26 protein-coding genes are annotated in these 26,534 nt (G+C 54.0%); 16 read left to right on the top strand and 10 right to left on the bottom strand.

Translation table 11 applies throughout. From position 1 onward, the window contains the following. Positions 1-20: 20 nt before the first annotated feature. Both DAI21_RS03550 and DAI21_RS03545 read left to right on the top strand, forming a co-directional pair. Complete coding sequence (locus DAI21_RS03550; protein WP_107702501.1) at positions 21-560, top strand: cysteine hydrolase family protein; 540 nt, start codon at positions 21-23, stop codon at positions 558-560. Continuing rightward, a complete protein-coding gene (locus tag DAI21_RS03545) occupies positions 560-1,480 on the top strand; it encodes a GlxA family transcriptional regulator (RefSeq protein WP_107702500.1) in 921 nt (306 codons plus the stop codon). Before DAI21_RS03550 ends, DAI21_RS03545 begins: the two co-directional genes overlap by 1 nt. Here the strand turns inward: DAI21_RS03545 and DAI21_RS03540 are convergent. Then, positions 1,473-2,468, bottom strand: a complete 996-nt coding sequence (locus DAI21_RS03540) for an acyltransferase (RefSeq protein WP_107702499.1) — start codon at positions 2,466-2,468, stop codon at positions 1,473-1,475. The genes DAI21_RS03545 and DAI21_RS03540 overlap by 8 nt on opposite strands. Before the next feature lie 183 nt (positions 2,469-2,651). Between DAI21_RS03540 and DAI21_RS03535 the strand changes: the two genes are divergently transcribed. The 9 genes from DAI21_RS03535 (at position 2,652) to DAI21_RS03495 (ending at position 12,911) form a co-directional block, all read left to right on the top strand. Then, entirely contained in the window at positions 2,652-2,957 is a 306-nt protein-coding gene (locus DAI21_RS03535; protein ID WP_100778137.1) for a YsaB family lipoprotein, read from the top strand. A 115-nt stretch (positions 2,958-3,072) separates the two neighbouring features. Continuing rightward, positions 3,073-3,984 carry a glycine--tRNA ligase subunit alpha gene (gene glyQ, locus DAI21_RS03530; protein ID WP_011915428.1) on the top strand — a complete coding sequence of 304 codons (912 nt, stop codon included), beginning with the start codon at positions 3,073-3,075 and terminating at the stop codon, positions 3,982-3,984. A gap of 9 nt (positions 3,985-3,993) precedes the next feature. Further along, positions 3,994-6,063, top strand: coding sequence for a glycine--tRNA ligase subunit beta (gene glyS / locus DAI21_RS03525; protein ID WP_107702498.1), 2,070 nt, complete (start codon positions 3,994-3,996; stop codon positions 6,061-6,063). 169 nt (positions 6,064-6,232) lie between these two features. After that, a complete protein-coding gene (tssD, locus tag DAI21_RS03520) occupies positions 6,233-8,224 on the top strand; it encodes a type VI secretion system tube protein TssD (protein WP_107702497.1) in 1,992 nt (663 codons plus the stop codon). Continuing rightward, on the top strand, positions 8,221-8,889 hold the full coding sequence (locus tag DAI21_RS03515; protein WP_234419515.1) for a DUF2931 family protein: 669 nt from the start codon (positions 8,221-8,223) through the stop codon (positions 8,887-8,889). Before tssD ends, DAI21_RS03515 begins: the two co-directional genes overlap by 4 nt. A 38-nt stretch (positions 8,890-8,927) precedes the next feature. Then, complete coding sequence (locus tag DAI21_RS03510) at positions 8,928-9,587, top strand: DUF2931 family protein (protein ID WP_107702496.1); 660 nt, start codon at positions 8,928-8,930, stop codon at positions 9,585-9,587. A 28-nt stretch (positions 9,588-9,615) separates the two neighbouring features. Next, positions 9,616-10,281: a DUF2931 family protein gene (locus DAI21_RS03505; protein WP_107704212.1), complete on the top strand. Its 666-nt coding sequence runs from the start codon at positions 9,616-9,618 to the stop codon at positions 10,279-10,281. Between the two features lie 38 nt (positions 10,282-10,319). Then, positions 10,320-10,976 (top strand): DUF2931 family protein, encoded by a 657-nt coding sequence (locus DAI21_RS03500; protein ID WP_107702495.1) that lies wholly within the window; start codon positions 10,320-10,322, stop codon positions 10,974-10,976. A gap of 312 nt (positions 10,977-11,288) precedes the next feature. Continuing rightward, on the top strand, positions 11,289-12,911 hold the full coding sequence (locus DAI21_RS03495) for an ABC-F family ATP-binding cassette domain-containing protein (protein WP_107702494.1): 1,623 nt from the start codon (positions 11,289-11,291) through the stop codon (positions 12,909-12,911). A gap of 42 nt (positions 12,912-12,953) precedes the next feature. Here the strand turns inward: DAI21_RS03495 and DAI21_RS03490 are convergent, their stop codons facing one another. Further along, positions 12,954-13,235, bottom strand: coding sequence for an HTH-type transcriptional regulator (locus DAI21_RS03490; RefSeq protein WP_100778131.1), 282 nt, complete (start codon positions 13,233-13,235; stop codon positions 12,954-12,956). Between the two features lie 329 nt (positions 13,236-13,564). Here DAI21_RS03490 and DAI21_RS03485 point away from each other — a divergent pair, with 329 nt between their 5' ends. Then, positions 13,565-14,275, top strand: a complete 711-nt coding sequence (locus tag DAI21_RS03485) for a DUF3053 domain-containing protein (RefSeq protein WP_100778130.1) — start codon at positions 13,565-13,567, stop codon at positions 14,273-14,275. Between the two features lie 245 nt (positions 14,276-14,520). Continuing rightward, the gene (cspA, locus tag DAI21_RS03480) at positions 14,521-14,733 is read left to right on the top strand and encodes an RNA chaperone/antiterminator CspA (RefSeq protein WP_006177792.1); all 213 of its coding nucleotides are present in this window, start codon (positions 14,521-14,523) and stop codon (positions 14,731-14,733) included. Positions 14,734-14,804: 71 nt separating this feature from the next. On the opposite strand, the gene ghrB is transcribed toward cspA, so the two are convergent. From ghrB to DAI21_RS03450, 6 genes are all read right to left on the bottom strand, one after another. Beyond that, entirely contained in the window at positions 14,805-15,776 is a 972-nt protein-coding gene (ghrB, locus tag DAI21_RS03475) for a glyoxylate/hydroxypyruvate reductase GhrB (RefSeq protein WP_107702493.1), read from the bottom strand. A gap of 26 nt (positions 15,777-15,802) precedes the next feature. Next, positions 15,803-17,083 carry an MFS transporter gene (locus DAI21_RS03470; RefSeq protein WP_100778128.1) on the bottom strand — a complete coding sequence of 427 codons (1,281 nt, stop codon included), beginning with the start codon at positions 17,081-17,083 and terminating at the stop codon, positions 15,803-15,805. 66 nt (positions 17,084-17,149) lie between these two features. Then, a complete protein-coding gene (locus DAI21_RS03465; protein WP_107702492.1) occupies positions 17,150-18,088 on the bottom strand; it encodes a sugar kinase in 939 nt (312 codons plus the stop codon). Beyond that, positions 18,081-18,842 (bottom strand): sugar phosphate isomerase/epimerase, encoded by a 762-nt coding sequence (locus tag DAI21_RS03460; RefSeq protein WP_107702491.1) that lies wholly within the window; start codon positions 18,840-18,842, stop codon positions 18,081-18,083. The genes DAI21_RS03465 and DAI21_RS03460 overlap by 8 nt, the downstream gene beginning before the upstream one ends. Before the next feature lie 102 nt (positions 18,843-18,944). Further along, the gene (locus tag DAI21_RS03455; protein WP_107702490.1) at positions 18,945-19,961 is read right to left on the bottom strand and encodes a LacI family DNA-binding transcriptional regulator; all 1,017 of its coding nucleotides are present in this window, start codon (positions 19,959-19,961) and stop codon (positions 18,945-18,947) included. 98 nt (positions 19,962-20,059) lie between these two features. After that, positions 20,060-20,722, bottom strand: a complete 663-nt coding sequence (locus tag DAI21_RS03450; protein WP_100778124.1) for an OmpA family lipoprotein — start codon at positions 20,720-20,722, stop codon at positions 20,060-20,062. Between the two features lie 216 nt (positions 20,723-20,938). Between DAI21_RS03450 and DAI21_RS03445 the strand changes: the two genes are divergently transcribed. Beyond that, positions 20,939-23,218: a molybdopterin guanine dinucleotide-containing S/N-oxide reductase gene (locus DAI21_RS03445; RefSeq protein WP_233210365.1), complete on the top strand. Its 2,280-nt coding sequence runs from the start codon at positions 20,939-20,941 to the stop codon at positions 23,216-23,218. Here the strand turns inward: DAI21_RS03445 and DAI21_RS03440 are convergent. Beyond that, the gene (locus DAI21_RS03440; RefSeq protein ID WP_107702489.1) at positions 23,187-23,627 is read right to left on the bottom strand and encodes an N-acetyltransferase; all 441 of its coding nucleotides are present in this window, start codon (positions 23,625-23,627) and stop codon (positions 23,187-23,189) included. The genes DAI21_RS03445 and DAI21_RS03440 overlap by 32 nt on opposite strands. Then, on the bottom strand, positions 23,605-24,186 hold the full coding sequence (tag, locus tag DAI21_RS03435) for a DNA-3-methyladenine glycosylase I (protein WP_107702488.1): 582 nt from the start codon (positions 24,184-24,186) through the stop codon (positions 23,605-23,607). Before tag ends, DAI21_RS03440 begins: the two co-directional genes overlap by 23 nt. Positions 24,187-24,343: 157 nt before the next feature. Here tag and DAI21_RS03430 point away from each other — a divergent pair, with 157 nt between their 5' ends. Both DAI21_RS03430 and DAI21_RS03425 read left to right on the top strand, forming a co-directional pair. Then, entirely contained in the window at positions 24,344-25,045 is a 702-nt protein-coding gene (locus tag DAI21_RS03430; RefSeq protein ID WP_107702487.1) for an autotransporter domain-containing protein, read from the top strand. 238 nt (positions 25,046-25,283) lie between these two features. Beyond that, on the top strand, positions 25,284-26,486 hold the full coding sequence (locus DAI21_RS03425) for an MFS transporter (RefSeq protein WP_100778119.1): 1,203 nt from the start codon (positions 25,284-25,286) through the stop codon (positions 26,484-26,486). The last annotated feature ends 48 nt before the right edge of the window (positions 26,487-26,534 follow it).

Raw genomic sequence — 26,534 nt, 5'->3', positions numbered from 1 at the left:
CACTGGCGAGGAGAATCACCATGTCGCGCACCGCATTAATCAATATCGATACTCAGCAGTCGTTCCATCACCGTGAATACTGGCAGGAAGAGGGTTTTGAGGCATTTCAACAGGCCATGCTGGGGCTGATTGAAGCCTGTGAATCGCGCGATATCCCCGTTGTGGATATCTTTCATGTCGACGATGCCGGGCCGTTCTCACTGCAAAGCGGTTATGTCACTCCGATGTCCTTTTTACGTCATCAGCCTGCGGTCGTTTTCCAGAAGCATGTGCATAATGCCTTCACCGATACGGGCCTTGACCACTGGTTGCGCGAACGGGATATTAATCGTCTGATCATCTGTGGTCTGCGTACGGAACAGTGCTGCGAAACCACCGCGCGAGTGGCCTCGGATTTGGGCTATGCGGTGACCTTCGTCACTGAAGCGACGCTGACCTTCCCGATGACCTGGAAGGGCATCACGCTCGATACCCACGAGCTACGCCATCGTACCGAAACGGTACTGGCCGGGCGTTTTGCAGAAATTAAAACTGTGGCGGAGACGCTGGAGTCGCTCTGATGAGTATCGACGTCTGGTTTGTGATGTTGCCGGGAGTACTCGCGCTGGATATGTCCGGCCCGGCAGAAACCTTTGTGCTGGCAGGCGATGCGTTTCGCCTGCATTACATCGGCCCGCAGCCGGAGGTCCCCACTTCGATTGGCCTGACGATGGGCGGAATTGCGCCTCTTCCCGAGACGCTGCCCGAAGGAAGTTTGCTGGTTTTGCCGGGCGTGAGCGATTCGCGCCATCAGTTTTCGACGCCTCAGGCACAGAGCGTTCAGCACTGGCTGATGCGCCTGCAGCCCGAGATTCACCGTCAGGCCATCACCGTTATGTGCGTTTGCTCCGGAGCACTGCTGGCAGCGAAGTCGGGTTTACTCAATGGCAAGCAGTGCACAACGCATCACGATGTTATCGGGCGTCTTCGCGACGCGGCCCCCGGTGCGCTAATCAAAGAGAATCGTATTTTTGTGCAGGACGGTAACATCTGGACCAGTGCCGGGATCACCTCAGGGATTGATCTCGCTCTGCACCTGATGAGCCGCCTGTGTGGGCCGGAAAAGGCGCTGGCTGTAGCCCGAGAAATGGTGGTGTGGTTCCGACGTTCGGGCGACGATCCGCAGCTCTCGCCGTGGTTGCGTTATCGCAATCATCTGCACCCGGCCATCCATCGCGCGCAGGATGCGCTGACCGCCGAACCGCAAAAAGGCTGGCAACTGGCCGATATTGCGGCTCTGGCGCATGTCAGCCCCCGTCATTTAACACGTCTTTTTCAGGAACATCTGGGGATTAGCGTGCGCGATTATCTGGAGCAGCTGCGGCTGGCGATTGCACAGCAGTGGCTGTTGCAGGGGCGCGGCGTGGAGCAGGCGTCCATCGCCGCAGGGTTTTCGTCTCCACGCCAGTTTCACCGGGCAAAGCAGCGTGCAATCAGCTGACAAACCGGCGCGTGTCCACGCGCTGCAGTAGCATCGATAGCAGTAGGCTGATGAGCAACGTCGCGGCGAAAATCCAGACGATATCCAGCAACGGCCAGCTTTTCAGCTCAAGTCCCCGCGTGCGCAGGGCGTGGATCACCAGTGCGTGAAAGCCATAAATCCCGAGGGAGTGGCGTGAAATCAGCCCCAGTACCGGAAGCGGGCGCGCGTTCAGGGTGTTTTTGACCAGCGTCAGCAGCGAAACGGCGCAGATAAAGACCATCGGGCCGCAGTACACATACCAGGTGTCGGCAAAATTCCCGCGCCAGCGCAGCTCATAGAGGGTTCCGCGTGAGATCACAAACACCGCCCCGATGAATAGCGCGGCGCAAAGCCACGTCAGCCAGGGCTTGCGCGTATCCAGCATTCCGATTGCCCGCCCGAGCATTCCATAAATCACGTAGTAAAACGTGTCGCCGTTAATATAGAGATTGATCGGCAGCCATTCGAAGCCGCCTATTTTCTGCGAGACGGTATTAGGGTTGGCGAGCAGTCCAATCACCACCATCAGCGCCAGTAGCATCTTCCCGCCGACGTTTTTGACCTGAATCAGCGGGGAGACCAGATAAATTACGATGATGGCGAAGAAAAACCACAGATGGTAGAAAACAGGTTTTTGCAGCAAATTCTTCAGCGACAGTTCGGCGTTTATCGACGTAAACAGGCTGATATAAAGCAACGCCACGGCGCTGTAAAACAGCAGGCACAGGCCAATGCGCAGGAAATGGCGCGGTTGTGCGCTGCGCTCACCGAAAAACAGATAACCGGAAATCATGAAAAACAGCGGGACGCTGACGCGCGATGCCGAGTTGAGGATATTGGCGATATCCCAGTTCATAGGGCTGATGCTGTGGGCATTGGTGATGTACCAGGTCGTGGTATGAATCATCACGACCATCAAACAGGCTATCCCTCGCAAATTATCAATCCAGCTAATTTTTGACTGCATCAGTTCCTCTGTTTTGGTGGTAAATACGGTCTGACTGTCATTGTGTGCTAGCCTCTCACTGGATAATTCTGAGTTTGCCTGGGCGCGCTTGAACGAAAGTCGCGAGATTCGCAGAATGCCGGGCCATAATCTATAAAGTTTTAATACTAAAAATAACAGCCAGAAAATAGGGCGGTAATAAAAATGATGATCACGCGCGCTGCGTCACTGATTCTGCTGGTTTTACTTGCAGGGTGCAGCTCACAGGAAGACGCTCCGGTACAGCGGGCGCAGAAAAGCAAAGTCAGCCCGGAACGTTCGTTAAATATGGAGCAGCTGTGTAAGGATCAGGCCGCCCATCGCTATAATACCGGCACTCAGAAAATTGATGTGACAGGCTTTGAGCAATTTCAGGGCAGCTATGAGATGCGCGGGTCTACGGCACGTAAAGAGGGCTTTGTCTGCTCTTTTGACGCAGACGGGCAGTTTTTGCATCTCTCAATGCGCTAAGCGCCTTATTTCCCCAATTTTCCCTAAACAAACCCGTTTCGTACTGTATATCTTGCAGTCAGCGGGTATACTGATCCCTTCCATTTAAAACCACACGTATCCAGCACGAAATACTATGCAAAAGTTTGATACCAAGACCTTCCAGGGCCTGATCCTGACGTTACAGGATTACTGGGCTCGTCAGGGCTGCACCATTGTTCAACCTTTGGACATGGAAGTTGGCGCCGGCACTTCACACCCGATGACTAGCCTGCGTGCGCTGGGGCCTGAACCTATGGCAACCGCGTATGTGCAACCATCCCGTCGTCCGACCGATGGCCGCTATGGCGAAAACCCGAACCGCTTACAGCACTATTACCAGTTCCAGGTGGTGATTAAGCCTTCTCCGGATAATATCCAGGAGCTGTACCTCGGTTCCCTGAAAGAGCTGGGCGTGGATCCAACCATTCATGACATTCGCTTCGTGGAAGATAACTGGGAAAACCCAACGCTGGGTGCCTGGGGTCTGGGCTGGGAAGTATGGCTGAACGGCATGGAAGTGACGCAGTTCACTTACTTCCAGCAGGTTGGCGGTCTTGAGTGTAAGCCAATCACCGGTGAGATCACCTACGGTCTGGAACGTCTGGCCATGTACATTCAGGGCGTAGACAGCGTTTACGACCTGGTCTGGAGCGACGGCCCGCTGGGTAAAACCACCTATGGCGACGTGTTTCATCAGAACGAAGTGGAGCAATCCACCTATAACTTCGAATACGCGGATGTGGACTTCCTGTTCACCTGCTTCGAGCAGTACGAGAAAGAAGCGCAGCAGCTGCTGGCGCTGGAAACTCCGCTGCCGCTGCCAGCCTACGAGCGTATTCTGAAGGCCGCCCATAGCTTTAACCTGCTCGACGCCCGTAAAGCCATCTCCGTGACTGAACGTCAGCGCTATATTTTGCGCATTCGCACGCTGACCAAAGCCGTTGCAGAAGCTTACTACGCGTCCCGTGAAGCCCTTGGCTTCCCGATGTGCAATCGAAATAAATAAGAGGCGGCCATGTCTGAGAATACTTTCCTGGTGGAAATCGGCACTGAAGAGCTGCCACCAAAAGCCCTGCGCAGCCTGGCGGAATCCTTCGCTGCAAATGTCACGGCTGAGCTGGATAACGCTGGCCTGGCGCACGGTAAAATCGAATGGTTTGCGGCTCCACGCCGTCTGGCGCTGAAAGTTGCAAATCTCGCAGCCTCCCAGCCAGACCGTGAAGTCGAAAAACGCGGCCCGGCCATTGCTCAGGCGTTCGACGCGGAAGGCAAACCGAGCAAAGCCGCCGAAGGCTGGGCACGTGGTTGCGGTATCACCGTTGACCAGGCTGAGCGTCTGGCGACCGACAAAGGTGAATGGCTGCTGTATCGCGCCCATGTGAAAGGCGAAAGCGCAGAAGCGCTGCTGCCAAACATGATTGCCACGTCGCTGGCTAAACTTCCAATCCCGAAACTGATGCGCTGGGGCGCGAGCGACGTGCACTTTGTGCGTCCGGTTCACACCGTGACCCTGCTGCTGGGCGACAAGCTGATCCCTGCGACAATCCTGGGTATTCAGTCCGATCGCGTGATCCGTGGCCATCGCTTTATGGGCGAGCCTGAGTTCACCATCGAGCACGCCGATCAGTATCCGCAGATCCTGCTGGAACGCGGCAAAGTCATTGCCGATTACGAGCAGCGTAAAGCCAAAATCAAAGCAGATGCGGAAGAAGCGGCACGCAAAATCGGTGGCAATGCCGATCTAAGCGAAAGCCTGCTGGAAGAAGTGACCTCGCTGGTGGAATGGCCAGTGGTCCTGACGGCGAAGTTCGAAGAGAAATTCCTCGCCGTTCCGGCTGAAGCGCTGGTTTACACCATGAAGGGTGACCAGAAGTACTTCCCGGTTTACGCGGCGGACGGCAAACTGCTGCCAAACTTTATCTTTGTGGCGAATATTGAGTCGAAAGATCCGAGCCAGATTATCTCCGGTAACGAGAAAGTGGTTCGTCCTCGTCTGGCGGATGCTGAGTTCTTCTTCAATAGCGACCGTAAAAAACGTCTGGAAGATCACCTGCCGCGCCTGCAAACCGTTCTGTTCCAGCAACAGCTCGGCACGCTGCGCGACAAAACCGATCGTATCGCGGAGCTGTCTGGTTGGATCGCCCGTGAAATCGGTGCCGATGTTAACCACGCGACTCGCGCGGGCCTGCTCTCCAAGTGCGACCTGATGACCAACATGGTGTTCGAATTTACCGACACCCAGGGTGTGATGGGCATGCACTACGCACGTCACGACGGCGAAGCGGAAGATGTCGCGGTTGCGCTGAATGAGCAGTATCAGCCACGCTTTGCGGGCGATGAACTGCCGTCTAATCCGGTGGCCTGTGCCGTCGCGATTGCCGATAAAATGGATACCCTTGCGGGGATCTTTGGTATCGGTCAGCATCCAAAAGGCGACAAAGACCCGTTTGCACTGCGTCGTGCGGCGCTCGGCGTGCTGCGTATCATCGTTGAGAAGAACCTGAATCTGGATCTGCAGACGCTGACTGAAGAAGCGGTGCGTCTGTATGGCGACAAGCTGACCAACGCCAAAGTAGTGGATGACGTTATCGACTTTATGCTGGGCCGTTTCCGCGCCTGGTATCAGGACGAAGGCTACACCGTCGATACCATTCAGGCCGTTCTGGCACGCCGTCCAACGCGTCCGGCAGATTTTGATGCACGCATGAAGGCGGTTTCGCACTTCCGTACGCTGGAAGCCGCGTCTGCGCTGGCTGCGGCTAACAAGCGTGTTTCCAATATTCTGGCGAAGTCCGATGAACAGCTCACCGAACGTGTCAACGCCGCCACCCTGAAAGAGCCAGAAGAGATCGCGCTGGCGATGCAGGTTGTGGTATTGCGCGACAAGCTGGAGCCGTTCTTCGCGGAAGGCCGCTACCAGGAAGCGCTGGTGGAACTGGCGGAACTGCGTGACGTGATCGATGCCTTCTTCGAAAAAGTGATGGTGAACGTTGAGGATAAAGAGCTGCGTATTAACCGCCTCTCGATGCTCGAAAAACTGCGTGAACTGTTCCTGCGCGTGGCGGATATTTCGCTGCTGCAGTAATCGGTTATCGATATAAAAAACCCGCTGAAAGGCGGGTTTTTTATTTTCTGAACGTGTTCTCTTTTAAAGAATATATGATCTGTCAGACACTATTCAGTGTGTGAAAGAGTAATATAATGATGCTCATTTAATTGGCTCAGGGAATGTTGCCAGATAAGGACATCAACATATGAGTAATACCGTTTATTTAAGGATGAAAGGCGAACGTCAGGGTGAAATATCTTCAGGCTGCGGAACAGAAAAATCCATTGGTAATCGCTACCAGTATCAGCATCGGGATGAAATTCTTGTTTACCAGCTTGCCTCCAGTATGACGAGCACCGCATATGGCATGAACCACCCGGGCCTGCGCTTTACTAAACCGATAGATAAAAGTACGCCATTACTGACGACAGCGATTAATGAGAATGAAAAGCTGCAGCTGATCTTCGATTTTTATCGCACTAATCGCTACGGGCGACAGGAGAAATACTATCAGATAGAACTCCGTGGGGCATCTGTTCAGGGGATTATGCATTCTATAAATCCGGGTGTTCTCGATAGCGAAAATATCACTGTGAGTTATGAATATATTCGCAGCAAACATCTTAGCGCTAACACGGAATACAGTGACCTGATCCTACCGGATAACTATAAACAGCTTTTTCCGCCGAATGAAAAGCCGCAGCCAGAAATACGTCATATTATTTTGACACTGGGCGTCTTTTTTGATGGAACCGGTAATAATGCCGTGAACACGCAGAATATGTTAGCTGCCTGTACCGCTGCCCATTTCGAACTCTCCGATCCGGATGCTGAAATTATTCTGGCCCGTACTGCCGAGGAAAAGATGGGCATTTCAGGTACCAGCGCTACCAGCTATATCGGGGGCTATACAAATATTCACTGGTTAAATACGTTGTACAAAACGGATATCCCCATTGATACAGGGCAAGTGCAGGCAGCAATTTATGTGGAAGGGATTGGTACTGAAGCGGGCAAACCGGACAGTATGCTTGGCCTGACCTTAGGCGTGGCGGATACCGGGGTGATTGCGAAGACGGACCTTGCGGTGAAGCAGATTGCGGGGGCGATAAATAGGTTTTTTGACGAAATCGGAAAAGTTGTCTCCCTACCTTCACTTAAGGTCACAGAGCTGAGGTTTGATATCTTTGGTTTTAGCCGTGGGGCTGCTGCCGCACGCCATTTTGCCAACCGTATTCAGGATAAAGACAGAGTGATCGCCAATGCCATTCGCTACGGAATGGGGGAGGTCAATTATGTCGGTGCGCCAGCCGGGAAAACGCGTTTCATCGGCATTTTCGATACAGTCGCCGCCATCGGCACGCCACAGAACGGCCTGAACCCGCACACGGCGAACACCGGCGAGGTCAATATCATGCTGCGTCCTGGCGTGGCGGAGAAAGTGTTTCATATCACGGCACAGAACGAATGCCGCTTTAACTTTGCGCTGAACAGTGTCCAGCCCGCCTGGCCTGAACTGGCGCTGCCCGGCGCTCACTCCGATATTGGCGGTGGTTATTTGCCAGTGGTGCGCGAAAATATCTTCCTTACACGCCCCGAGGGTGAAACGGTGCCACTCAATACACCTCCTCACAAGTCGCGGGCGTACCGTCATGCCGTAGCACAATTGTCTGTACTTGAGGCTTCCGCAGTAGTGGCCCCGCTTATCCGCACCAACGACATTAGCGCGGATGTGTGGGAAGACGAGCGAATGCCAGCCCATCATATCGAGGGGATGCAAAAACGGGCATTTGCGGCGCTGACCATGAAGCAAAGGCTGGTGAAGAACGACTGGTCCAAAGTGGTGCTACGGGTCATGCTCGATGCGGCGCAGGAGGCGGGAGTCGTGTTTGATCCAATTAAAACATCAGATAAGGAGTTGAGCTTTGCTTCTACCCTTATCCCGCTTTTTACAAAAGCGATTGAATCAGGAAAGGCCATTCGTGAAGGAGGTAACGGATTACTTTTAACCTCGTCTGACATAGATCTTCTGGCAAAAGAGTTTGTCCACTGCTCGGCAAACTGGAACAGCATTACTCTCGACTCACACAGGAAGATTTATGGTGGTATGTCTCCCTCGCAGATAATTGGTTTTGTAAATCGCCCGGATGATAGCTGGAAACGGACAACTTATGACATGGATGGGAATAAAAAATGAAAATGGGCAAACAGTTCTTTTTTTTACTCTTGCTTGCTGTTGCAGGTTGCCATTCGACCGAAGCCATAACCCCGGAAGATACCGGTGAAATGCCTTATGGAATGTGGGAATTTGCGTTTTTTACACCGAAAGCGCTTCCGGCTTTTGTCAATTATGTTGGCATTATTGATGATAAAAACATCCTATACTCATTCAGAACGCTGGACAGTACTCAGGATAGCTACCTGACCGTTGGGAAATGGAATAATAAGGTCGGACGGCATGGTCAATTTAATAAAGCTCGTCATCCACCTGTGGCTATGTTGTTTTGCTGGGATTCGATTATTGATAAAAAAACCTATGAGACGCGTATCATTTTCCCTGCGTCCATGAGGGAAAAAATGGGCATTGCGACAGGGATAGACCGTTTAGGACAAAAGGCCTGGTACAACACTATTCTCTTTGGCCTGGCACCAGAGGGTAAGGTCAAAGTCTGGTTGCAAAACAGTGGCGGGGGAGACAACCTGCCGGTAGAACCTAAAAAAATTACAACGCTGTCAGGCGATAAACTGGAGGGATGTAAAGGGATAAGTCGGCTTGATATGTCTTACAAAATTCCGGAGGGATATGATCCGGATACAAAAGACTTTATCAAGGGCAAAACCTACCCTTATGGCAACTGGTGAGGCTGTGAACTCACGTTTAACTCCATGGATGGCAATAAATGAAATCTGGCAAACGGTTCTTTCTTTCACTCTTTCTTGCTGTTGCAGGTTGCCAATCGGCTGGATCTCTAATTCCGGAAGAAACCGGTGAGATGCCTTATGGGATGTGGGAATTTGCATTTTTTACACCCAAGGCTTTACCCGCTGATGTGACTTATGTCGGCATTATCGATGATAAAAATATTCTCTACTCATTCAGAACGCTGGACAGTACTCAGGATAGCTGGGTCACAGTTGGCACATGGAGTAATAAGGTAAGACGGCATGCACAATTCAACAAAGCCCGCCATCCCCCTGTCGCTATGCTGTTTTGCTGGGACTCAACAATCGATAAAAAAACGTATGAAACGCGCATTATATTTCCTGAATCACTTAGGAGCAGAATGAGTGTTTCGACAGGAGTTGATCGCTATGGCGAAAAAGCCTGGTATGACACTCTATTGTTTGGGCTTGCGCCCGGGGGAAAGGTAAAGATCTGGTTGCAAAATACCGTTGGGGGTAATGGAAGCATCGAGGTGGAGCCAAAAAAAATCACCACATTATCAGACGATAAGTTGGATGGTTGTAAGGGGATAACCCAACATCCAAATGGTTATGTGTATTTTGGTGAAACACCCGAATTTATCAAAGGCAAAACCTACCCTTATGGCAACTGGTGAGGCTGTGAATTCACGTTTAACACCATGGATGTTTAGCAAACAGTTCTTTCTTTCACTCTTACTTGCAGTTGCAGGCTGCCACTCGGCTGAATCTATAACCCCTGAAGAAACCGGTGAAATGCCTTATGGGCTATGGGGATTTGTGTTTTTTACACCAAAAGCACTTCCAGCACGAGTGACGTATGTTGGCATTATTGATGAAAAAAAGGTCCTTTACTCCTTTAGGACTCTTGACCGAGTTAATGGAGATTATTCAAGCATCAGGAAATGGGATAACCGCTACATGAATTTCGCGCAATTTAACAAAGCACGCCATCCACCGGTGGCCATGCTGTTTTGCTGGGATTCGATTATCGATAAAAAAACCTACGAGACGCATATTATTTTCCCGGCGTCTATGAGGGAACAAATGAACACCTCAACGGGCCTGGACTGGCTGGGTAAAGAGGCCTGGTACAGCACCATCCTGTTTGGTCTGGCTCCCGAGGGGAAGGTCAAAGTCTGGTTGCAAAATAGCGGAGGGGGCGACAACCTGCCGGTCGATCCTAAAAAAATCACGACCCTCTCTGGGGATAAACTGGATGGATGCAAGGGGAGCACTCTGGCGAATTTCGACTACGAAATCCCTGATGGATATCCTGAAGAAACTAAAGACTTCATTAAAGGCAAATCCTACCCCTACGGTAACTGGTGAGGCTGGAAACTCACGTTTAACACTATGGATGGTAATAAATGAAATCTGGCAAACGGTTCCTCCTTTCACTCTTACTTGCAGTTGCAGGCTGCCACTCGGCTGGATCTATAACCCCAGAAGAAACCGGTGAGATGCCTTATGGGCTGTGGGAGTTTGCATTTTTTACGCCGAAAGCACTTCCGGCCCTCGTGACATATGTCGGCATTATCGATGATAAAAATATTCTCTACTCATTCAGAACGCTGGACAGTACTCAGGATAGCTACCTGACCGTCGGCACATGGAATGACAAGGTCGGTCGGCATGGGCAATTTAACAAAGCGCGTCATCCGCCTGTAGCCATCCTTTTTTGTTGGGATTCCAGTATTGATAAAAAAACCTATGAGACGCGTATTATTTTTCCAGCATTCATGAGGGTAAAAATGAGGATATCTACAGGGATAGACCGCTTAGGAGAAAGGACCTGGTACAACACCATCCTGTTTGGTCTGGCTCCCGAGGGGAAGGTCAAAGTCTGGTTACAAAACAGTGGCGGGGGAGACAACCTGCCGGTAGAGCCTAAAAAAATCACAACGCTGTCAGGCGACAAACTGGATGGTTGTAAAGGCATCACCAAACATTCAAAAGGGTATCGGTATTCGAAGACGACGCAGGAATTTATCAAAGACAAAACCTACCCATATGGCAACTGGTGAGGCTGGAAACTTACGTTTAACACCATGGATGGCAATAAATGAACTTTAGCAAACAGTTCTTTCTTTCACTCTTACTTGCAGTTGCAGGCTGCCACTCGGCTGGATCTCTAACTCCGGAAGAAACCGGTTAATCACTGCCTAACTTTTAACCTTGAAACCTTGGCCCGAATGCGGCTATCCTTTGTCGCGACGAACCCTTCGTCATTTCTGGAGCACATAACGAAAAATGAACAATCACGACTGATGAATTTCGATCCTTGCTAAACGCTTGTGCGTCGGCAGGGGATGTTTTGATTTCATTCAGGAGTGCTTATGGCTCATTTTTGTGCGCAATCCCCCTCTTTTATTTTGCATCAGGTCACCTGTCAGTTTGCGACGGGCGATACCCTTTTTGGTCCGCTGAATTTAGCGCTGGAACCGTCGCTATGTGCGCTGGTCGGGCGTAACGGCAGCGGCAAAACACGCCTGTTACGCCTGCTGGCCGGGCTGGACTCACCGACAAGTGGTCATATCGAGCGTCGCGGGTCGCATGTTTACGTCGCGCAGCAGCATGATATTTCTGCGCAGACCACCCTGGCCGAACTGCTTGGCTACGACGACATCTTCGCGGCCCGCCGACGCATCGACAGCGGTGACTATCAGCCGGACGATCTGGAACGTCTCGACGGTTACTGGGACTTAGCTGAACGGTTAACCGCGGCGTTTCTCACGGCCAATCTTCCTCCTTTCGATCCCGAAAACCTCGCTTCTTCCCTTAGCGGCGGCGAACGCGTGCGGGCTTTGCTGTGCGGGGCTTTTACCGCTAATGCCGATTATCTGCTGCTTGATGAGCCGACGAACCACCTCGACAGGCAGGGGCGTGAATGGTTTTACGCCCAGCTCGCGCGTTGTAGCTGCGGCGTGATGGTCGCGACTCACGATCGCGAATTACTGGCGCAGGTGCCGCGCATACTGGAACTTAGCGGTACCGGGCTGCACGTTTATGGCGGCAATTACGACGACTATGAACGCCAGCGGGATGCCGAACAGCAGGCGGCGCGTGCGGCGCTGGACCATGCTGCCACAGAGCGCAAACGCACCCGCGCCCGTATGCACAAAGAGCATGACGCCAGCCAGCGGCGGTCGGCGCAAACGCTGCGCACGGTCGATTCCATGAACATCGCCTCCTTTGAGCGGATTAAATATAAAATGGCGGCGAAGGAGCGGCCCGGTACGTGGCGCAAGCAGCATCATGAACAAACTGACGCCCTGAATACTGCCGTAAAACAGGCGCGTGAGCGGGTGGAGGAAGAGAATCCGGTGATGTTTACCCTGCCGGGCAGTTGCATTGCCGAGGGCAAACAGGCGATCGTCCTGCAGGAGCTGGTTCTTCCGTACGTGAACATGCCCCCTGTTAACTGGCGCATGGACGGGCCGATGCGCGTGGCGCTACGCGGGCCGAACGGCTGCGGGAAATCGACATTATTGAAGATTATTCTCGGTGAGCTGGAAGCTGTTTCAGGAACCTGCCGCGTGTCGGTGCAAAGTGCGTATCTCGATCAGCACCTGTCGCAGCTGGATCTTACACAGTCCGTCATGACGCATCTCAATCTGCATGACACGCCGCTGGAAGAGGGCGTGTTGCGCAGTCGTCTGGCGCAGCTTCAATTGGGTGCGGATAAAGTCTCCCTGCCGCTGAGGGAGCTGAGCGGCGGCGAACGTCTGAAAGCGGCGTTGGCGTGCGTCCTGTGGCGGGAAGAGGCTACCCAACTACTACTGCTGGATGAACCGACGAACCATCTGGATTTGGCGTCTGTACAGGCGATTGAAGCGGCGCTGGCCGGTTTTCCCGGTGCGCTGCTGGTGGTGTCCCACGATCAGGCTTTCCTTAATGGACTCCAGCTGACCCATGAGATGGTGTGGGATGAGAAAGGATGGCGTTGTGAACGGCTCTAGAATACAAACCCCCGCAATTGCGGGGGCGATAAGATGAACGTCTTACTGCGTACTGACTGTTCGAGCGACCTGAATCATGCGCATCAGTTTCAGCTCGGTCGTGGAGGGTTTTACACGTTTTGATTCCCACTCATGGACCAAGGCCACACTGACGCCCATCTCTCGGGCGAAATCATCAATTTTTAACCCTGTCCCTTTGCGTAATCGCTCAAATTCAGTAAAGGGATTCGTCTTTTGGGACGGGGTAACGGTCTGCGATAAATCTTTAAAAACAATTTGTTCCAGGCTGCTTAACAGCTCAAGCATAGGATCTTTAGATTCCATTAAGAACTCCTCTTAAATCACACAGCGGGATCGTGAACATCAGAGAGCCAATTAAGGATAGCCTCAAAAGAGTGCAAAAGATTGTCACGTCTGTGATTAATCGTGCGGTAACGATCGCCTTATTCGTTTCAGCAAAAGAGAGCGTGACGCTAATTGCCTGATTAATCGAAACAGGCTTTGCGCAGTATTTTTTTGTAAATCGTAAGAAATAAACCGGCAATAGCCGTTTTGCATGAAAAGAGTATCCTGACGGCCTGACCTGGACTATCCTAATCAGCGTCGGGCACGCGTGTGCCGGTGTGCGTTTTTTGGGTGAAAGGAGTATTAAAATGGCGACAGGAAAGTCCTGCTCTCGCTGGTTTGCGCCTATTGCGGCGTTGTTGATGGTAGTTAGCCTGAGTGGGTGTTTCGATAAAGAAGGCGATCAGCGTAAAGCGTTTATCGATTTTCTACAAAATACCGTGATGCGCAGTGGCGAGCATCTGCCGACGCTGACTGCGGATCAGAAAAAACAGTTTGGTCCCTTCGTTTCCGATTACGCCATCCTTTATGGTTATTCACAGCAGGTGAATCAGGCGATGGATTCCGGTTTGCGTCCGGTTGTGGACAGCGTTAACGCAATCCGCGTTCCACAGGACTATATGACTCAGCGTGAACCGCTGCGTCAGTCTAACGGTGCGCTCGGCGTGCTGAGCCAGCAGCTGCAGAATGCGAAAATGCAGGCTGATGCGGCGCGTTCTGCGCTGAAACAGGGTGAAGATCTGAAACCTGTGTTTGATCAGGTGTACGAGAAAGTTGTCACCAAACCATCAGATGCGATGCAGCCGCTGATCCCAGCCGCGCAGATCTTTAGCCAGCAGCTGGTACAGGTGGGTGATTTTATCTCCCAGCAGGGGACGCAGGTGAGCTTTGTCTCTAACGGCATTCAGTTCCCAACGTCTCAGCAAGCCAGCCAGTACAACACGCTGATTGGGCCGCTTGCCTCTCAGCACCAGGCCTTTAGCCAGGCGTGGAGCGCGGCAGTCACCGCGACGGAATAAAAGAAAACCCCGCCTGGTGCGGGGTTTTTTACAAGCTGATAAAAATAATGCTTGTCATTCATCTACCACATCGGTATAACTATTCCTGTCGGTTTGTTACACAGACCTAAAGCAGTTTAGTTAAGTAGTCCAGATGAGTTATCCAAAGATACCTTCGTAGTGACCCTTCCTTCATCGCTTAAAAATCTGTAACACATTCCATCATCGCGCCGGAAGGCAAAACGTATTTTAAAAAGGTAATTTCTATGTCTGGTAAAATGACTGGTCTGGTAAAATGGTTCAACGCTGATAAAGGCTTCGGCTTCATCACTCCTGACGATGGCTCTAAAGATGTATTCGTACACTTCTCTGCTATCCAGAACGAAGGCTACAAATCTTTGGACGAAGGTCAGAAAGTTTCCTTCACCATCGAAAGCGGCGCTAAAGGCCCAGCAGCTGGTAACGTTGTAAGCCTGTAAGCTTCCAACTCAGCAGCACAAGAATTTAAAAACCCGCCTCTGGCGGGTTTTTTTCGTTTCAGGCTTTGTGATTATTTTACCTGCGGGTTCACGCAGTTCTTCTCAACTTTCCCGTTAAGCGCATCGATCAGGTTATCCACCGCCGTGGACGCCATATTGTATCGCGTCTCATGAGTGGCCGAACCGATATGCGGCAGCGCAACCACGTTAGGCAATGTCAGCAGCGGCGAATCGATCGGCAGCGGCTCCTGCTCGAACACATCCAGACCCGCCGCGTGGATCTCACCCTGTTGCAAGGCTTCAATCAACGCTTTCTCATCCACGACTGGCCCACGGCCTGCGTTGATGAAAATGGCCGTTTTTTTCATTTTCTTAAACTCAGCTTTACCGATCAGATGATGTGTCTCATCCGTCAGCGGCAGGATCAGGCAGACATAATCCGCTTCCTGTAGCAGCGTATCCAACTCACAGTAACGGCCATTGAAACGCTCGTCAGCTTCTTTATGCTGACGGCGTGCATTGTAGAGAATCGGCATGTTAAAGCCGAAATGCGCGCGCTGAGCCAGCGCCAGCCCGATCCGGCCCATGCCGACAATCCCCAGCGTTTTGCCGTGAACGTCCACACCAAACCAGTCGGGACCGATGCTTTTAGTCCATTCGCCTGCTTTCACGCGCTCAGCCACTTCCACAACGCGACGCGCGGTGCTCAACACCAGCGCCATCAGCGTATCCGCAACCGTCTCGGTGAGTGCGGTTGGCGTGTGCATCAGCAGAACATTGCGTGCGTTAAGCGCCTCGACGTCAAAGTTGTCGTAGCCGACAGAGATCGTCGAAGTCGCACGAAGCTTCGGCATTTTCTCCAGCAATGCGCTATCCACTTTTTCGCTTGAGCCCAGCAGCCCCTCCGCGCTGGCAAAGGCTTCCGCGTGCTGCGCCACGGTCTCCTGGCTCAGGTTTTTCACCTGCGTGACGGTGAAATGTTCCTCAAGACGTTTGTGTAGATCGTCGGGCAGTGCTTTATACAAAATGACGGACGGCTTCATGCTAATCTCCGTTGATTATAAAAGGTTCAGGCGTGACGTGCGCCAGCAGGAATTTGTTGATTATTAGCAGGCTTAACAATCAAAGTAAGCCACACAGAAGCGAAAAGTGCCACCCCCATAAATATGTACGAGGCTGCCGGGCTGCCGGTGGCACCGTTGAGATAGCCAACAAACCACGAGCCGAAGAACGAACCTAACGCTCCCATGCTGTTGATCAGCGCCATCGCGCCACCGGCTACGTTACGCGGTAGCATTTCCGGGATGATGGCAAAGAACGGACCATATGGCGCGTACATGGCCGCACCAGCGATCACCAGCAGCGTGTAAGAGACCCAGAAATGGTTTGCGCCTACCGCCCATGAACCGATAAAGGCGAAAGCGGCAATCAACAGCAGCGGCCAGACGAATAATTTACGGTTTTGCAGCTTATCCGAGGCCCACGACACCACGATCATCGCAATCGTTGCCGCCAGATACGGTACCGACGACAGCCAGCCCACTTCCACCATGCCGAGGTTTTCGCCGCCGCTGCGAATAATCGACGGCAGCCACAGCACGAAACCGTACACCCCGATGCTCCATGCGAAATATTGCATACACAGCAGGATAACGTTGCGCGAACGGAAAGCTTCACCGTAGTTACGCACCGCTTTCAGCCCCTGCTGTTCTTTATCCAGCTCGGCCTGCAGCGCGGCTTTTTCACTGGTGGAAAGCCAGGTCGCCTGCGACGGTTTATCTTTCACCAGCACCCACCAGCAGAATGCCCAGATGATCGCCGGGAATCCTTCGATGATGAACATGTGACGCCAGCCGAATGACTGAATCAGATAACCCGAAACCACGGACATCCACAGGACCGTCACCGGGTTACCGAGGATCAGGAACGTATTGGCGCGTGAGCGTTCAGATTTGGTAAACCAGTTGCTGATGTAAATCAGCATCGCAGGCATCACGGCGGCTTCAACGACCCCGAGAATAAAACGAATGGCGGCCAGTGCCGGGATATTATTGACCATCCCGGTGAGGGATGCGCAGGCGCCCCACAAAATCAGGCAGACAAAGATCAGTTTGCGCACGCTGCGGCGCTCGGCGTAAATCGCTCCAGGGATCTGGAAGAAGAAATAGCCAAGGAAGAACAGGGCGCCTAACAGGGACGAGACGCCTTTGGTGATCCCCAAATCTTCGGTGATCCCTGCGGCAGACGCGAAGCTGAAGTTCGCGCGATCAAGGTACGCCAGGCTGTACGTGATAAACACGATAGGCATGATGTACCACCAGCGTTTAACTGCATTGGTCGATGTGTTCATGGGCTTGCCTCTGTTGTTGAGGTTTATACCGCCGTTGTCTGTAGGGTACACGGTGGCTGATTATTGTTACTCGGACAGTTGTGCGCGGGTCGGCAATCCTTCGCTGTCGCCTTGCACCTGAATGGCCAGCGATCCGATCTTATTCCCGCGTGCGACGGCCTGTTGTAGCGTTTTGCCTTCCAGCAGGGCGCTAATCACCCCGACTGCGAATCCATCTCCTGCGCCGACGGTGTCGACAACGTTATCGACTTTCACCGCAGCGACAGCACCTTTCTCGCCGCTGGCGGTTTTGAACCAGGCCCCGTCAGCGCCAGTTTTCAGCACCACGGCTTGCACGCCGTGCGCCAGATAAAAATCGGCGATACCTTCCGGGGTTTTCTGCCCGGTGAGGATCATGCCCTCTTTCAGACCGGGCAGAACCCAGTTTGCCTGGAAGGCCAGGTGATTGAGCTTTTCAACCATCTCGGCTTCGCTTTTCCACAGCACCGGGCGTAGGTTCGGATCGAAAGAGATCGTCTTACCCTGGGCTTTCAGGGTACTGGCCGCGTGATCGAGCAGATCGTACGAGCTGGCCGACAGCGCCGCTGCGACGCCACTCAAATGCAGGTGCCGCGCTGAAGAAAAGTAAGCAGGATGAAAATCTTGCGTGGAAAGATGGCTGGCGGCAGAGCCTTTGCGGAAATACTCCACAATGGGATCGGTTCCATTTTCGACTTTAGATTTGAGCTGAAAGCCGGTCGCGAAACGGTTGTCGAGAGTGACGCCCGCCGCGTCGATCCCCTCTTTTTTCAGCGAATCCAACACAAAATGGCCAAAACTGTCGTCGCCCACGCGGCTGACCCAGCCAACGTTGAGTCCCAGGCGCGCCAGGCCGGTTGCTACGTTCAGCTCTGCGCCGGCAACGCGTTTGATAAAGTGTTCAACCGAGCGCAGCTCGCCCGTTTCCGTGGCCACAAACATGGCCATGGCTTCACCGATGGTGATGACATCCAAAGAATCAGACATGGCGTGTCTCCTCACGCAGCAGATTGACGTAATGGCGGGTGACCGCCGCTAAATCTGGCCCTTCCAGCGGGAATTCAATGCCGCGAGGGGCGTCGGCCGGAAGCTGGTTCAGCAGATCCATCCAGCGGGCATCGGCATTATCCGGTGGAATAGCGCGGAAGTGTTGGTGATGCGGGACAGCCGCTTTGACATGGATATAGCTCACCGCCGGGGCCAGATGGCGCGCGGCTTCTTCCGGCGATTCGCCGACCCACAGCCAGTTTCCGGTATCGAAGGTGAGGGTGACAGGCAGTTCCATCACCCGGCAGGCCGCCTTGAAACGCTGCATTGGCGCAAGCTGCCCGCAGTCGGTCTGATCATTTTCCACTACCAGCGTCATCCCGCTTTCCAGCAGCAGTTCGCGTAAGGCTTCAAGGGGCTGCTTATCGCGAAAATGCCCCAGCGAGACTTTCAGCCACAGGGCATTGAGGGTGCTGGCTTCTGCGAGATAGCGCGGCAGATCCGGGTTCAGTGTGCCGTCTGGCATCAGTAACGCGGCGGGGGCGGAGTAACAGGCGAACAAACCGAGCAGTTCGATAGACTGAGCCAATGTCGGCAACGCCTGTAGCTCCTCATCATTAAACAGCTCCCGGCGGATCTCGACGCCGTCGGCTCCCCCGGCGGCAATGACCGGTAATATGGCCCGCTGGCCGCCCACCTGACGGACGTGATCTGCGCCATACGCGGCGGTGACGACGATGATTTTCCTGCCCATTGGCTGACTCCCATTCATAGCTGATAGGTATTACGCTAGATGGAACCGGTTCCAAAGAAAAGGTCAGGATGTTGAATTTATGATCGTCATCACGAAGGGGGGTTAACGCGACGTCGAGCCGCGTACGATCAGCTCACCGGAAAAGACCTGCTCGCGCACGGTGTCGGTAATGCCTTCGATGCGGCGCACCACCTGCTCGACGGCGGCGTAGCCAATCTGCCAGGTCGGCTGTTTGAGAGTGGTAATGCCAACGCCTGCCAGCTCGGCCCATTCGAGTTCGTCGAATCCGAGCAGGCCAATATCGCTGCCCCAGTTCAGGCCAATACGTTTGAGGGAGCGGGCCACCTGCAGCGTGAGCGCGCCGTTGGCGGAAATGACCGCTTTGCGCATCCCGCGATGACGGGTATGGAACTGGCGCAGGGTATTATCCATTTGATCGGCTTCGTGCAGCGGAATTTCGGCATTCTCGGCGATCACGCCAGGATAACGCGCCAGGGTGGCGCGAAATGCGCTGAGACGGTCGCGACGGGTATTCACCATGCCCAGCGGCTCGCTCATGAACAAAATCGCTTCGAAACCTTGCTCGATCAGGTGCTCTGTTGCCGTTGTGGCGGCCTGAGTGTTGTCCAGCCCTACCACGTCGCAGGCGAATTCCGGGATTTTGCGATCAATCAGCACCATCGGCAGGGACGACTGTTGCAGGCGGTTAAGCCCCTCTTCGCGCATCCCCACGGCATTAACTACGATGCCTTCGACCTGGTAGCTGCGCAGCAGATCGAGGTAGTGCAGCTCCTGGTCCACTTCGTTGTTGGTGTTACACACCAGCGGGGTGAAGCCCTTTTCGCGGCACGCGGCTTCGATGCCACTGAGCACGTTGACGGAGTAGGGGTTGGTGATGTCGGCGATGATCAGACCGATGAGGCGAGTGCGACCATGCTTCAGGCCGCGAGCCATCAGGCTTGGGCGGTAATCCAGTTCGGCGATGGCTTGTTCAATACGGGCCAGCAGCGCGTCGGAAAGCAGATGTTTCTCGCCATTAAGATAGCGCGAAATACTGGTTTTTCCGGTTTTGGCGGCTTTCGCCACGTCGCTGATGGTGGGCCGTGCTGATTTGCTCATCGCTGATTCCCTTAAGATTAGTGAGAACACCTTAGCGGGAAAATCAACGATGGCAAGCGCTTCATGCCGGATGGCGCAGCCGCCACCCGGCATTTCAATTACTGAATGGGGCTTAATGTGATCTCAACGCGGCGGTTCTGCGCTTTGCCTTCTGCCGTGCTGTTGCTGGCGATTGGATTCGCCGGGCCCATGCCGCTGGTGCGGATGCGGTTTGCGGCAACGCCCTGAGTGATCAGCGAGCTGGCGACGGAATCCGCGCGCTGCTGAGACAGACGCATGTTCAGGTCCTGGCTCCCGGTGCTGTCGGTGTAGCCAATAACGTTAACGGCTGTTTTGCTGTACTCTTTGAGCACCGTTGCCACGCCGGTCAGCGTGTTGGCTCCCGCCGGTTTCAGCGTTGCGCTGCTGCTGTCGAAGGTCACGTTGTTCGGCATGTTCAGAATGATGTTGTCGCCACTTCGCGTCACGCTCACGCCCGTTCCCTGCATTTTGTCGCGCAGTTTAGCTTCTTGCACATCCATGTAATATCCTACGCCGCCGCCCAATGCGGCACCCGCTGCAGCACCGATCAGCGCGCCTTTGCCGCGATCTTTCTTCGAGGAAGAGAGTGCGCCAACGCCTGCGCCGACCAATGAGCCAATACCCGCGCCAATGCCGGATTTGCCCGCTTCACGTTCGCCGGTGTAAGGGTTGGTTGTGCAGCCAGAAACCGCCAGTGCTCCACTGACCAGAGCCGCAATGACAAGTACGCGTTTATTCATCTTATTTCCTTAATCCTTTTTATTCTTTGCCACGAAGCGTGTGGCGGTTGATTATGACGCCCTAAGAGGAAGAAAATTCCAGGGCTAACTCTGAAATTTGTGTCCAAATCTTAAATAGCCTCAAAGAAGGCCGTCATACCTGCAACAGACAAACCCAGGAGCGCACGCTTGACCACTTCAATAAAAACGATTCTGACCGCCGCCCACTGGGGCCCGATGCTGGTTGAAACCGATGGCGAGAATGTCCTGTCCTCGCGCGGGGCGCTGCCAACGCAGCACCCTAATTCGTTACAAACTGTGGTGCGCGATCAGGTGCACAGCAAAACCCGCGTGCGCTGGCCGATGGTGCGTAAGGGTTTTCTGGCCTCGCCGGATAATCCGCAGGGTACGCGCGGGCAGGATGAGTTCGTTCGGGTGAGCTGGGACGATGCGCTGGCGTTGATCCACACGCAGCACAAACGTATTCGTGAAACCCATGGCCCGGCGTCTATTTTTGCGGGTTCTTATGGCTGGCGTTCGAACGGTGTGCTGCACAAAGCGGCGACGCTCCTGCAGCGCTATATGAGCCTGGCGGGGGGATACACCGGGCATCTCGGTGACTACTCAACCGGCGCAGCGCAGGCGATCATGCCGTACGTTGTCGGCGGAAATGAAGTTTATCAGCAGCAGACCAGCTGGCCGCTGGTGCTGGAGCACACGGATGTGGTGGTGCTGTGGAGCGCCAACCCGCTCAACACGCTCAAAATCGCGTGGAACGCGAGCGATGAGCAGGGGATTCCCTATTTCGATGCGCTGCGTAAAAGCGGTAAACGCCTGATTTGTATTGACCCGATGCGCTCCGAAACCGTCGATTTCTTCGGCGATAGCGTCGAGTGGCTGGCCCCGCACATGGGGACCGACGTCGCGATGATGCTGGGTATCGCCCATACGCTGGTGGAAAACGGCTGGCACGACCAGGCGTTTCTCGCCCGCTGCACAACCGGGTATGACAAATTCGCTGACTACCTGACGGGCAAAACCGACGGAATCGCCAAAACCGCCGAGTGGGCAGCGGACATTTGCGGCATTGATGCGGCGAAAATCCGCGAACTGGCGGCGCTGTTCCACGAAAATACCACTATGCTGATGTCCGGGTGGGGAATGCAGCGCCAGCAGTTTGGCGAGCAGAAACACTGGATGCTGGTGACCCTGGCGGCGATGCTCGGCCAGATTGGTACGCCGGGCGGTGGCTTTGGTTTGTCGTATCACTTTGCTAACGGCGGAAACCCGACCCGTCGCGCTGCGGTTCTGGCCTCGATGCAGGGTTCCGTGCAGGACGGGATTGATGCGGTAGATAAAATCCCGGTGGCGCGCATCGTCGAAGCGCTGGAAAATCCTGGTGGTTTCTACCAGCATAACGGCCTGGACCGCCACTTCCCGGATATCCGTTTTGTCTGGTGGGCGGGCGGCGCAAACTTCACCCATCATCAGGATACCAACCGACTGATCCGCGCCTGGCAAAAGCCGGAGCTGGTGGTGATTTCCGAATGCTTCTGGACGGCGGCAGCCAAACACGCCGATATCGTTCTGCCAGCGACCACCTCCTTTGAGCGTAACGATCTCACCATGACCGGCGACTACAGTAATCAGCACATGGTGCCGATGAAGCGCGTCGTTGCGCCGCGCGATGAAGCCCGGGATGACTTTGAGGTGTTTGCGGAGCTGAGCGAACGCTGGGAAGAGGGCGGTCGTGAGCGTTTCACCGAAGGGAAATCCGATCTCGAGTGGCTGGAGACGTTTTATCAGATTGCCGCGCAGCGCGGTGCCGCTCAGGGGGTAACATTGCCGCCGTTTGCCCAGTTCTGGGAAGCGAATGAGATCGTCGAAATGCCGGAGAGTGAGCAGAACGCGCAGTTTGTTCGCTTCGCGGACTTCCGCCGCGACCCACAATCTCATCCGCTGAAAACCGAAAGCGGCAAAATTGAGATCTACTCGCAACGTATCGCCAGCTTTAACTATGCCGACTGCCCACCACACCCGATGTGGCTGGAGCCGGATGAGTGGCACGGCAATGCGCAGCCAACACAGTTGCAGGTGCTCTCTGCGCACCCGGCGCACCGTCTTCACAGCCAACTGAACTATTCGTCCCTGCGCGAACAGTACGCCGTGGCCGGACGCGAGCCGATCACGCTGCATACCCTTGATGCGAAAGCGCGCGGAATTGCCAATGGCGATGTGGTGCGCGTCTGGAACGCTCGCGGGCAGGTGCTGGCCGGGGCGGTGGTGAGTGAGGGCATTAAACCGGGCGTGATCTGTATCCACCAGGGGGCGTGGCCGGATCTGGAACTCACGGCAGGCGGGATTTGCAAAAACGGCGCAGTAAACGTGCTCACCAAAGATCTCCCCAGCTCGAAGCTGGGGAACGGGTGCGCGGGGAACACGGCGCTGGCGTGGGTGGAGAAATATCAGGGCCCTGAGCTGACGCTTACGGCGTTTGATCCGCCTGCCAGCTCATAATCCACGTCGGGTGTTGAGTCTCTTCTTGCCAGGCGCTGTCTTCAATGCGAAAACCCTGAGCATGGTAGAAATTCACCGCCCGACTGTTTTTCTGGTAAACCTCGAGACTGAGATAGGGGTACTGCTGCTGCACGTGGTGGATCAGCGCGTGGCCGATGCCTTTCCCCGCATGAGCGGTGGCGACAAAGAGCGCGCCGATAAACTGTGACTCCATCACGCTGATTAACCCACGCACGTCGCCTTCCTCTTCCCATACCCAGGTTTCTGCACCGGGGAGATAGGTGTCGCGTACCAGCGGTTCACTCTCAATCCAGTATTGCGCGTCGATAAACGGGTGCGCCTCGGTGGTGCTTTCAAGCCATAAACTGAGCAGCGGCGCAGTGTTTTCACTTTGCCATTTGCGAATCATGTTGGCCTCCTGGGTGGCAAAAACAGGCCGTGATGTGATCGTTCACCAGACCGCAGGCCTGCATAAATGAGTAGCAAATCGTGGTGCCAACAAATTTGAAACCACGCTTTTTCAGTGCCTTAGACAGGGCATCGGAGGCGGACGTGGAGGTCGGGATTTCACCCATCGTCGCGGCCTGTGTCACCTGCGGCGTGTTGTCGACAAACGACCAGACAAAATCGGAGAAAGGCTCGCCGTTTTCGGCCATCGCCAGGTACGCTTTTGCGTTGCCAATAATGGCCTGAATTTTCCCGCGATGCCGGATAATACTGGCATCCAGCACCAGCCGTTCAACGTCTTCCTCAGTCATGGTGGCCACCGCAACGGGATCGAACTGATGGAAGGCGTTGCGATAGTTTTCCCGTTTTTTTAGCACCGTAATCCACGATAAACCCGCCTGCTGGCCTTCCAGGCAGATCATCTCAAAGAGCTTTTTACCGTCGGTCTCCGGCACGCCCCATTCTTTATCGTGATAGTCGATATAGAGCTGATCCTGGCTTACCCATCCGCAACGTTGCATTGGTTTTCATCCTTAATGATTTAACCCGTAAAAAAATCAACCCACCTGGCTTGACGTGTGCCTCAAAAAGACAATATTTAATTAAGGGCTTTGCCCTCATACCTCTTTCTAACAATGACAAATATCGCCGAATTCGGCTCTTTCTGGAGTCGCTTTGATGATGATAAAAATAATCAGTGGTCGCCATGCTGTTACTGGCCTGGCGGGAGTCTCTGTCTGTTTGTTTTTTTGTAGCACAGCTTACGCCTGGCAACAGGAATATATCGTTTCGGATGCGCAAAATAATACGACCGAACGCTATACATGGGACGCCGATCACCAACCGCGTTATGACGATATTCTCGCGGAGCGTATTCGTTCTTCCCAGAACGTTCCGGGGCTGGCGTTGAACATGCCGGAAAATTATCCTGCGGAATCTGACAGTACCCTGTCGCTGAGCCTGACGATTCCGGTGACGCAGAAGGTGACCACGGGGCCAGTTGCCGCGTGGCATTACGACGGTTCGTCGCCCATGGCGTACAACGAATACGGTGACAATGGCAGCCAGTCGCTTACCGACCCGCTGTGGCATGCCAGCGTGAGTACGCTCGGCTGGCGCGTCGATACGCGCGTGGGCAGTTTTCGGCCATGGGCGCAGATTAGCTACAACCAGCAGTTTGGTGATAATCAGTGGAAGCCGCAGTCGGGGATGAGCCGCCTGCCGGCCTCCATGCAGTACGATAACTGGATGGATGTGACCGTGGGTGCCGACGTGCTGCTTTACCCGCATATGGCCGCGTACGCCTCTTTGTCTCAGGCGGATAACACCATGACCGGCGCGGATTATTTATATACCCTGGGTGTGAGCGCCAGATTTTAATATTGTTATATAATTCAACCTTGCTGTAACATCTTAAATACAAGAATGGCCGTGCTTGTGGCGATAGCGGGCACTAACAAACTCGTTATCTTTCGCCCGGCAAGGTCATTCATTCCTGATTCCAGGCATTTCATTCCGTCTCCACTGCATTTCATGCCGTTTTCCCCCAGGCCTTTTGAGGTTTTGTTTATCGTTGTCTGCAGCGAATTCCTTTAATTTCTCTTGCAGGACAACTGCCATGAACACATCAACATACAACCGCACTCGTTGGCTGACCCTATTTGGCACCATCGTGACGCAATTTGCGTTGGGATCGGTTTATACCTGGAGCCTGTTTAACAGCGCGCTCTCTGACAAACTCGGCGCGCCGGTGAGCCAGGTGGCGTTCTCGTTCGGCTTGCTGAGCCTGGGGCTGGCGTTGTCCTCGTCCATCGCCGGGAAATTGCAGGAGCGTTTTGGCGTGAAACGCGTGACCATGGCTTCGGGCATCCTGCTGGGCGTCGGCTTCTTCCTGACGGCGCACTCCAGTAACCTGATGATGCTCTGGCTGAGCGCCGGGGTGCTGGTGGGGCTGGCAGATGGCGCGGGCTACCTGCTGACCCTGTCGAACTGCGTGAAGTGGTTCCCGGAGCGTAAAGGCTTAATCTCAGCTTTCTCCATTGGCTCTTATGGTCTGGGTAGTCTCGGGTTTAAATTTATCGATTCGCACCTGCTTGCCTCCGTGGGCCTGGAAAAGACCTTTATGATCTGGGGCGCTATCGTGCTGGTGATGATTCTGTTCGGCGCGACGCTGATGAAAGATGCCCCGATGCAGGAAGTGAAAACCGTTAACGGCGTAGTGGAAAACGACTTCACCCTGGCGCAGTCCATGCGCAAACCTCAGTACTGGATGCTGGCGGTTATGTTCCTGACAGCCTGCATGAGCGGTCTGTATGTAATTGGCGTGGCGAAAGATATCGCCCAGGGGATGGTGAAACTGGATGCGATGACTGCGGCGAATGCAGTAACGGTGATTTCCATTGCCAACCTGTCTGGTCGTCTGGTGCTGGGTATTCTCTCCGACAAAATCGCCCGTATCCGTGTGATTACGCTGGGGCAGGTGATCTCCCTGGTCGGTATGGCGGCCCTGCTGTTTGCGCCACTTAATGAGATGACCTTCTTCGCGGCGATTGCCTGCGTGGCCTTCAATTTTGGCGGCACCATTACCGTGTTCCCGTCACTGGTGAGCGAGTTCTTTGGCCTGAATAATCTGGCGAAGAATTATGGGGTGATTTACTTAGGTTTCGGTATCGGCAGCATCTGCGGGTCCCTCATCGCCTCGCTGTTCGGCGGCTTCTATGTCACGTTCTGCGTCATCTTCGCCCTGCTGATTATCTCACTGGCGCTCTCCACTACGATTCGCCAGCCGCAGCGGCAGGTATTTAACGAAGCGCATGCGTGATGACTGACTGAAAAGGCTGGATTTTCCGGCCTTTTCTTTTATCAACAT

The sequence above is a fragment of the Lelliottia sp. WB101 genome (assembly GCF_003051885.1).
Classification (GTDB): Bacteria; Pseudomonadota; Gammaproteobacteria; order Enterobacterales; family Enterobacteriaceae; genus Enterobacter; species Enterobacter nimipressuralis.
Note: the sequence above shows the minus strand (reverse complement) of the source record. Positions and strands in the feature narration are given on the sequence as shown.